The sequence below is a fragment of the Streptomyces sp. NPDC005408 genome (assembly GCF_040606445.1).
Classification (GTDB): domain Bacteria; phylum Actinomycetota; class Actinomycetes; order Streptomycetales; family Streptomycetaceae; genus Streptomyces.
Window position 1 is genome coordinate 1 of the sequence record NZ_JBEXEX010000107.1, and the last position, 7,950, is coordinate 7,950.

Annotated in this window: 4 protein-coding genes and 5 pseudogenes; 6 read left to right on the top strand and 3 right to left on the bottom strand. The window is 67.2% G+C overall.

The features are described 5' to 3' along the window. From ABZS64_RS38705 to ABZS64_RS38720, 4 genes and pseudogenes are all read left to right on the top strand, one after another. The coding region (locus tag ABZS64_RS38705) for a glycoside hydrolase domain-containing protein (protein ID WP_355839831.1) at positions 1 to 162 on the top strand (162 nt) is incomplete at its 5' end. Between the two features lie 1,513 nt (positions 163 to 1,675). After that, positions 1,676 to 2,239, top strand: a pseudogene (locus tag ABZS64_RS38710) (helix-turn-helix domain-containing protein); the annotation flags it as partial. 127 nt (positions 2,240 to 2,366) lie between these two features. After that, positions 2,367 to 2,480 (top strand): annotated as a pseudogene (locus ABZS64_RS38715) (RNA-binding protein); the annotation flags it as partial. 386 nt (positions 2,481 to 2,866) lie between these two features. Next, on the top strand, positions 2,867 to 3,718 hold the full coding sequence (locus tag ABZS64_RS38720) for an aminoglycoside phosphotransferase family protein (protein WP_355839825.1): 852 nt from the start codon (positions 2,867 to 2,869) through the stop codon (positions 3,716 to 3,718). Positions 3,719 to 4,026: 308 nt separating this feature from the next. Here the strand turns inward: ABZS64_RS38720 and ABZS64_RS38725 are convergent, their stop codons facing one another. The 3 genes and pseudogenes from ABZS64_RS38725 to ABZS64_RS38735 all read right to left on the bottom strand — a co-directional run bounded on the left by ABZS64_RS38725 (position 4,027) and on the right by ABZS64_RS38735 (position 6,267). Continuing rightward, entirely contained in the window at positions 4,027 to 4,548 is a 522-nt protein-coding gene (locus tag ABZS64_RS38725; RefSeq protein ID WP_355839827.1) for an AAA family ATPase, read from the bottom strand. Between the two features lie 223 nt (positions 4,549 to 4,771). After that, positions 4,772 to 5,130: pseudogene (locus ABZS64_RS38730) on the bottom strand (cupin domain-containing protein). 119 nt (positions 5,131 to 5,249) lie between these two features. Continuing rightward, a pseudogene (locus ABZS64_RS38735) lies at positions 5,250 to 6,267 on the bottom strand (zinc-dependent alcohol dehydrogenase family protein). Positions 6,268 to 6,530: 263 nt separating this feature from the next. Here ABZS64_RS38735 and ABZS64_RS38740 point away from each other — a divergent pair. Together ABZS64_RS38740 and ABZS64_RS38745 are read left to right on the top strand one after the other, a co-directional pair. Then, positions 6,531 to 7,414, top strand: a pseudogene (locus ABZS64_RS38740) (helix-turn-helix transcriptional regulator). A gap of 46 nt (positions 7,415 to 7,460) precedes the next feature. Continuing rightward, complete coding sequence (locus ABZS64_RS38745; RefSeq protein ID WP_355839829.1) at positions 7,461 to 7,616, top strand: hypothetical protein; 156 nt, start codon at positions 7,461 to 7,463, stop codon at positions 7,614 to 7,616. The last annotated feature ends 334 nt before the right edge of the window (positions 7,617 to 7,950 follow it).

Consider the following 7,950-nt stretch of genomic DNA (forward strand, 5'->3'; position numbering starts at 1 on the left):
GCCACGCAGGGAGCGAAGGACGGCGCCGACGCGGTGGCCAAGGCGACCGCCCTCGGCATGAAGGCGGGCAGCCCCCTGTACCTGGACATGGAGCCCGTTCGCCCAGGGCAGCGCCCGAACCCGCCGCCAGTGATCCGCCGCTTCCCAAGCAGAGAGCTATGAACAGCCTGCTGAGCGCATGAGTACGCCATCTCATCATCTATAGCTCTGACGCTTTGCGCTTCGCCCTCGGCTATGCCAGTCAGTCAGAGCGACCACCCTCGGGGGCGTTTCCTGTGACGGAGCGGAGATGCTCAGCCTGTCGCGAGGCGTGTTGTTCGGGGACCTCAGCTGACCCCGCCTGAAGTGCACGCCGTACTTCGTGCCAAGCACGGATGACCTCCGGGAGCTTGGAGAGCACCTCGGTGATCTGTGTTAGCAGAAGCGTGCCGCAGCCGAAAGCAGCCAGGATCATCAGTGCCACGTTGTCCCAGCTCACGAAGACCGTCCTCGCGTCTGCTGCAGCGGTGCTCGTCGTCCGTACAGGCTGAGCGTTGCGCGTCCCAGTCGCACATCCAAGTGGTCGCCAGCATGGTGCACCGTAGTGCCGGGAATGCCAATCTGCGGAGCTGTCAGTGACGCTGCAACATCTTCGACGTAAGGAAAACCGTTCCACCGAAACGTCCATCGGTGCGCCGAGCCCCACAGTTGCTTCCCGTATCGCTCTTCGCTCCCGTCGTTGAGCCAACCAGGACGCTGCAGCGGGTCGGAGAACCAGTTGCCAATCGCCCATCGGCCTGCAGGGTCCCGTGCCGCAATTCGGGTCGTGAGACCGGCCAACAGGCGCTCAGCGTCTGTACTCACGTCAGGGACTTGTTCAAGCTGCGCCCTTTCCGACTTGGTGAGGGGTTTATCAATTGAGTAGAAGTCCCAGCGCGGGGAAGGACGCCGAGGTGCACTCCAGGTGCCGGACGGGTTCCCTGTGACCACCAATTGGGCGCCCGTGGGCATGTGACGTGCGACGTAGGTGCGACTTCCGCGGAACTCTTCGAGTCGGAGTCCCGGCAGGGAGCTTCCGCCCTCACGGCTGGGCAAGAGGTACGGGGCCACGTTGTGCGGCACGTCTGTGATGAGGACGAGCCGGTTGTACCGAGGCGATGCTGTGATGTCGTATGCGACGAGTGTGTGCAATCCCCACTGGGCAGGCGGACGTACTTCCCCGAGTCCCAATCGGTTGAAGAGACCGAGTGCCAACAGCACACGAAGAGTGCGCTGTTCACTCAAGCAGGTGTCGAGACCGAGTGACCTGTCTCGTGGAACCCCTGCCAACGCCCCCTCTTCGGGTTCACCCGTGAATCCCACACGAGCGCGGACGATGGCCTTCTTCACGCTTTCAGGCATGCTGATACCTCGATGCCACCCGGCTGACGCTCTCGGTCACATACCTCGTGAACCCATCAACAGCTCATGCGGAGCTGGGTGAACCACACCCATCTGCAGCGTCCTCAGGTGCCGGGCCTGCGGGTACTTGCCGCATTCCGACTCTCCGCGAGCCGGATGCGGGCATCGTACCGGATGAGCATCCGGGCAGGGGCCGAGATGTGAAGAGCTGGTGCTCTGACCGCGTAGGTTCGCCGTGTTGGTGGTCGTGGCGGTTGGATGTGCGGTGACATCCGATCCGACCGCTGGAGGCGCGGTGGCTGACCCTGTCCGTGTGCGCAGACTGACCGACCAGGAGGGGCAGCGGCTGCAGCAGATCGTGCGCCGGGGCAGTACGAGTTCGGTGCGCTACCGGCGGGCGATGATGCTGCTGGCGTCGGCCGGCGGGAACCGGGTGCCGGTGATCGCACAGCTGGTGCAGGCCGACGAGGACACGGTCCGGGATGTGATCCACCGGTTCAACGAGATCGGCCTGGCATGCTTGGACTCTCGGTGGGCGGGAGGCCGTCCCCGCCTGCTCAGCCCTGACGACGAGGACTTCGTCATCCAGACGCCCACCACCCGACCGGTCAGGCTCGGCCAGCCCTTCACCCGCTGGTCACTGCGCAAACTCGTCGTCTACCTGCGGAGAGTCCACGGCCGCGTCATCCGCATCGGCCGCGAAGCGTTACGCTGCCTGCTCGCCCGCCGCGGCATCACCTTCCAGCGCACCAAGACGTGGAAGGAGTCCCCGGACCCCGGACGCGACGCCAAGCTCGACCGGATTGAGCACGTGCTGGACCGCTTCCCGGACCGCGTCTTCGCCTTCGACGAGTTCGGCCCGAGAACGCGCCCGCATCCGCATCCGCAGCGAGAAAGGCATCCGCTGGGGCGGACGCCCCCTCAGGACTGCAGCGTGACCAACACCTCGCGCCCAGCGCACAGTTCCTCATGAAAGGCTGGGCGGCATGGGCGGACCGTCTGAGAATCCAGAACTGTGGGCGTTCCTGGAATCATTGCACTGCGGCGAGCTCCTTTCCGGCACCGTCACAGCGATTGAACGGTTCGGCGTGTTCGTGGCGCGCGGCACGTCGGCCGATACATGCCTGACGTGGCTGCTTAAAAGATCACCGTGAAGATTAGGCCCGCGGTCCGCCCTCTCCTTCGGCCTGATCGACACGGCCACCTCCGGCCCGTACCGCGGGGGCAGCCTGGTCGGCGTGCTCGCCCTGGGTGTGCCGATGCACGCCGGGGTGTCCCCCTGGCTGATCCCCTACGAGCAGTCCCTTGAGCCGTCCCGCCTGGTGCTGCTCGACGACGTGCCCGCAAACGCCGAATCCTGGTTCGCCGCCCGCGCCCTCCGCCCGGCCGCCGAACAGGCATCCGCGGAGTCCAACTTGGTACGGTGCCCCAGGTTGCACCGCTTGGGGAGTACGGCAGCGCTCAACGGAGAGGGGGCCAGGCGACGATGCAGGCGTCAGAGGTCCCGCGTGCAGTAGCTGCGGCCATGTCGATCGCCTCATCACTTGACCTGACAGTCGACGACGCGATCGTTCTTCATGACTCGAACAAACTCAGTCTGCGTCTGCTGCCTTGTGACGTCCTGGCCCGCCTGGCACCTGTAGCGCACCAGGTCGCACAGTTCGAAATCGAGCTTGCTCAACAGCTTGCCGAATCCGGGAGCCCGGTGGCTGCTCTTGACCCTCGAGTGGAGCCGCGCGTCTATGAGCGTGATGGCTACGTGGTCACGCTGTGGACCTACTACGAACCTGCGACACCTCAAGAGGTCTTACCAGCGGACTACGCCAATGCGCTCAAGCGGCTGCATGCCGGCATGCGCAAGCTCGATGTCCCCACGCCGCATTTCACGGATCGAGTCGAGCAGGCCCAACAACTCGTGGCAAGCCGCGACCGTACGCCGGCGCTCGCCGACCCGGACCGGGAGCTCCTCGGCAACACGTTACGAAGCCTGAGACGAGCCATCGGCGAGCGCCGCAGAGCCGAGCAACTACTGCACGGCGAGCCGCACCCGGGCAACGTGCTGACCACCAAGAACGGGCTGCTGTTCATAGACCTCGAGACGTGCTGCCGTGGACCTGTCGAATTCGACCTCGCCCATGCGCCCGAAGAAGTCAGCGAGCACTGTCCGGGTGTCAACCAAGACTTGTTACGCGAGTGCAGGATCCTCGTGCTGGCGATGATCACAACGTGGCGCTGGGATCGAGCCGACCAACTCCCAAACGGGCGCCAGCTCGGCACAGAATGGCTCAGCCAGATCCGAGCAGCACTCGATCGCAACGGCCTGGATACCCATGGCTGATCGCGAGCCTTCAAGCCGCAGCCGGGGGCCGGGGGCACGGTCGAGGCTGTCGGCGCCTGCTTAGCCGCCGCGCCGTTCCGCGCTGTACGACTCCGGCCCGGCGCGGCGGAACGGCATGCTCAGCAGCAGCACACCCCGCCAACATGATCATGTGGCCAACTATCGCACCCAGTCTCAATCAACCTGCGACTTTTCGGGGCAGATCACACCGCGGTGCTGGGCCCCTGGTTGAGTCTATTCGCGCTACTTGACACCAGAAGGTCGTTCCTTGCTGCCACCTGCGCCTGTTTTCGCGTGGCGGGCGGACCTCAACTCTTGACGGCCTCTGCGATCTGCAGGGCGGCCTGGGCGGGCGTGAGGTGCGTGGTGTCGACGACCTCGGCCTCGCCGTGCAGCCACGCGCGGGCCGCCTCGGCGTAGGGCTCAAGGTATTTGAGACGGAACGGGGAGGGGCCAAGAAGAGTGTCCCCCTCGATGCGCCCGCGAAGGGTGTCCTGGTCGGCGTGGAGGACGAAGTGCCGTACCGGAATGGCATGTTGGGCGAGGCCCGAGCTGATCTCCCGCCAGTACTGCTCGACCAGGACAGTCATGGGCATCACCAGAGTGCCGCCGGTGTAGTCGAGTACGCGGCGGGCGGTCTCGACGACGAGCGGCCGCCACGGCGGCCAGTGCTGGAAGTTGTCCGTCTCGGGCAGCCCCGGCGTGATGTCCATGAGTGTCTCGCCGACCTTCTCGGCGTCGAACACCCGTGAATCCGGGATCAGCTGATGCACGAGTGCACTGGTCGTCGTCTTGCCTGCGCCGTGGGTGCCGTTGAGCCATACGATCACGGAACCCAACGCTAACGCTGTGCGGGCCGCGGGAACGGGCACAGCAGAAATCCGGTTGAGCCTGGACACGATAGTTGGAACCAGCTGTCCCGTCTCAGATGACCTCCTCCTGTTCACTCGGGCAGCGGTCCAACGTCGTGTCATCCCGCTGGTGACCGGATCGGGCCAGGTTTCAGGCGGTGGCCGGGCCTGCGGCGTACTCCTCGTCGGTGACGGGGGCCAGCTAGTGCACGATGTCGTGGTCGGCGTCGCCCTCGTTGATGGCCAGGTGGACCATCAGCCGGTTCGGTGCGGCGCCGTGCCAGTGCTCTTCATCGGCCTCGAACAGAACGCGGTCGCCGGGTCGGATGACCTCGACGGGGCCGCCCCGGCGCTGGCACAGGCCGATCCCTTCGGTGACGAAGACGGTCTGGCCCAGCGGGTGGCGGTGCCAGTGGGTGCGCGCGCCGGGAATGAAGTGCACCAGCGCGGCGCTGACCCGGGACGGGGCGGGGCCGCGGCGACAGCGTCGATGTAGACGTCGCCGGTGAACCAGTCGGCGGGGCCCTTGACGGTGTCGATCGAGCTTCGGGTGATCTGCAAGGTGGTTCCTTCTCTGTGAGCGTCACGGCTGAGCGGACGGTGGGCGAGCGCGTCGGCATGTCCCGGGACGATGCCCGCACGCGGATGGCCCGGCACGGGCCAGCTGCGCGGGCGGCAGGTCAGGGCTTGAGGAGGGCCTTGATGGCACGCCGATCGTCCATCGCCTTGTAGCCCTCGGCGACCTGGTCCAGGGGCAGGGTGAGGTCGAAGACCTTGCCCGGGTCGATCCGGCCCGTAAGGACGCGGTCGATGAGGTCAGGGAGGTAGCGGCGTACGGGGGCGGGGCCGCCGCGCAGTCCGACGTGGGAGAAGAACAACTCCTGTCCGCCGATGGCGACCTCGTGGGGGACGCCGACGAAGCCGACGTTGCCGCCGGGCCGCGCCGACTGCAGGGCCTGCTGCATGGCCTCGGCGGTGCCGACGCACTCCAGGACGGAGTCGGCGCCGATCCCGCCGGTGAGGTCCTTGATCCGGGCGACGCCGTCCTCGCCACGCTCGGTGACGATGTCGGTGGCGCCGAACTCCCGGGCGAGGTTCTGGCGGGAGGCGTGTCGGCTCATCGCGATGATCCGCTCCGCGCCCATCTCTTTCGCCGCGATCACCCCGCACAGGCCGACCGCGCCGTCGCCGACGACTACGGCCGTGGAGCCGGGCTTCACCTCGGCGGCATCGGTTGCCCACCAGCCGGTGCCCATGACGTCGGAGACGGCCAGCAGGCCGGGCCACAGCTCCTCGCTGGGCACCTCGTCGGTGGCGACGAGGGTGCCATGGGCGTTGGGGATGCGCACGTACTCGGCCTGGCAGGTGCTCATGAACTCACGGTGCAGGCAGTTCGACTGAAAGCCGTTGCGACAGTTCGCACAGGTGTTGTCCGAGGTGGCGAACGAGCCCACAACGAACTGCCCCGGTCGGACAGACGTGACTTCGGCCCCGACCTCCTCGACGAAGCCGATTTACTCGTGCCCCCATCGGGTGCGCCTCGCCGATCGGCTCCAGACCGCGGTAGGGCCACAGGTCCGAACCGCACGCGCAGGTGACAGCCGTGCGGATAACCGCGTCGGTCGGCTTGAGGATCTTCGGGTCGTCCAGGGTCTCGAAGCGGACATCGCCGGGGGCGTGGATCACTGCTCCGCGCATGAGGGTTCCTTACGTGTCGAGGCGTGCGGTACTGGGGGGTGTACCGGCCGCCGAGTGCACTTGCAGGCCCGGCTCAGGCGGCGAGAAGTCGACCCCGCGCCGGATGCGGGCTCCCCGCCTGTCCGCATTCACGGCCGGACGGAAAGCGCCACGTCATCCAGGTAACCCGCTCTTCGCACGCGCATCGAGTCACCAGCAAGCGGTGTACTGGGTGTACTGGCAGTACACCCCTGCGGCCGCATGCGAGACGTACCGTCGATGTCGTGGACAACCGTCAAGAGGTCCGCGAGTTCCTCACCTCGCGGCGAGCAAAGATCACCCCCGAGCAGGCCGGGATGCCCTCCGGCAGCCGACGACGCGTCCCCGGCCTGCGCCGCAGCGAGGTAGCCGGCCTGGCCGACATGAGCGTTGAGTACCACGCCAAGCTGGAACGCGGCAACCTCGCCGGCGTCTCCCCCACCGTCCTCGAAGCCGTCGCCCGCGCCCTCCAGCTCGACGACGCCGAACGCGCCCACCTCCTCCATCTGGCCCAGGCCGCCGACGGCTCCGACGCCCTCACTCGCCCCCGCCGCCGCACCACCCGGCAGTGGACCCCGCACCGCAGCCTGCAATGGACCCTGGACGCGATCACCGCCGGGCCCGCCTTCGTGCGCAACGGCCGCATGGACCTCCTCGCCACCAACCAGCTCGCCCGCGCCTTCTACAGCGGTCTGCGCCACCCCCCACAACCAAGCGAACCTCGCCCGCTTCCAGTTCCTCGACCCCGCCTCCCGCCGTTTCTACCCCGACTGGGACCAGGCCGCCGACATCGCCGTCGCCATCCTGCACCGAGGCCGGCCGTAACCCCCACGAGAAAGACCTCCACGACCTCGTCGGCGAGCTGTCCACCCGCAGCGACGATTTCCGCACCCGCTGGGGCGCCCACAACGTCCGCCACCACGGCACCGGCACCAAGCGCTACCACCACTACGCCGTCGGCGACCTCACCCTCGCCTACGAAGGTCTCAACATGGCCGCCGAAACCGGCCTCACCCTCACCATCTACACCGCCGAACCCGCCTCCCCCTCCGAAGAGGGCCTGCGCCTGCTCGCTTCCTGGGCCGCCGCCCAAGAAGCGATCTCCCCCACGCGGCACGCATCCAGCTGACGGCACTAAAGGCGGACAATCTCCCTCCGCTACTGCGGCGAACAGCGTGCGGGCGTGGCGACACCACGACGACCCGAAGGCCAATGAGGACGGCCCGAGATCCCGCGGTCACGCGGCCATCGTCGCCGCCGAGCAGCGGCCGCGCTGGTCGGTGCCGCTGCTCGACGCCTTAACGAACCTTTCGACCACGCACAAGGCGTAGCCGGAACCCGCACGCCTCCCTACCTCACAGCGATAGCAACGACCCGGTTAGCCTCAAGACGTCCGAGAATCCGTGAACCCGCGCACTTCCAACCGCGCCATCTCCAAGGTGCGCACCGATGAGAGCGGTCACGCCGGCACCGAAAGGCGCCTGATCGCACTCGGCGCCCGCCCGCGCGACGCCCGCGAGCCCGGACGCGGCTGGCTGGCTGGCTGGCTGGCTGGCTGGAAGAGGCTCTGAGAGGGCGGTTCGTGCGGTGATGTCTGTTTCCGGCTGAGGTTGGAGCAAGGTGGGACTGTAAATCGTTCGGTGCAGTTCCCCCAGTGACCGACAC

Bases quoted from the DNA above. Each gene is read 5' to 3' on its own strand.
- ABZS64_RS38720 (WP_355839825.1), top strand. From the start codon at position 2,867: ATGCAGGCGTCAGAGGTCCCGCGTGCAGTAGCTGCGGCCATGTCGATC.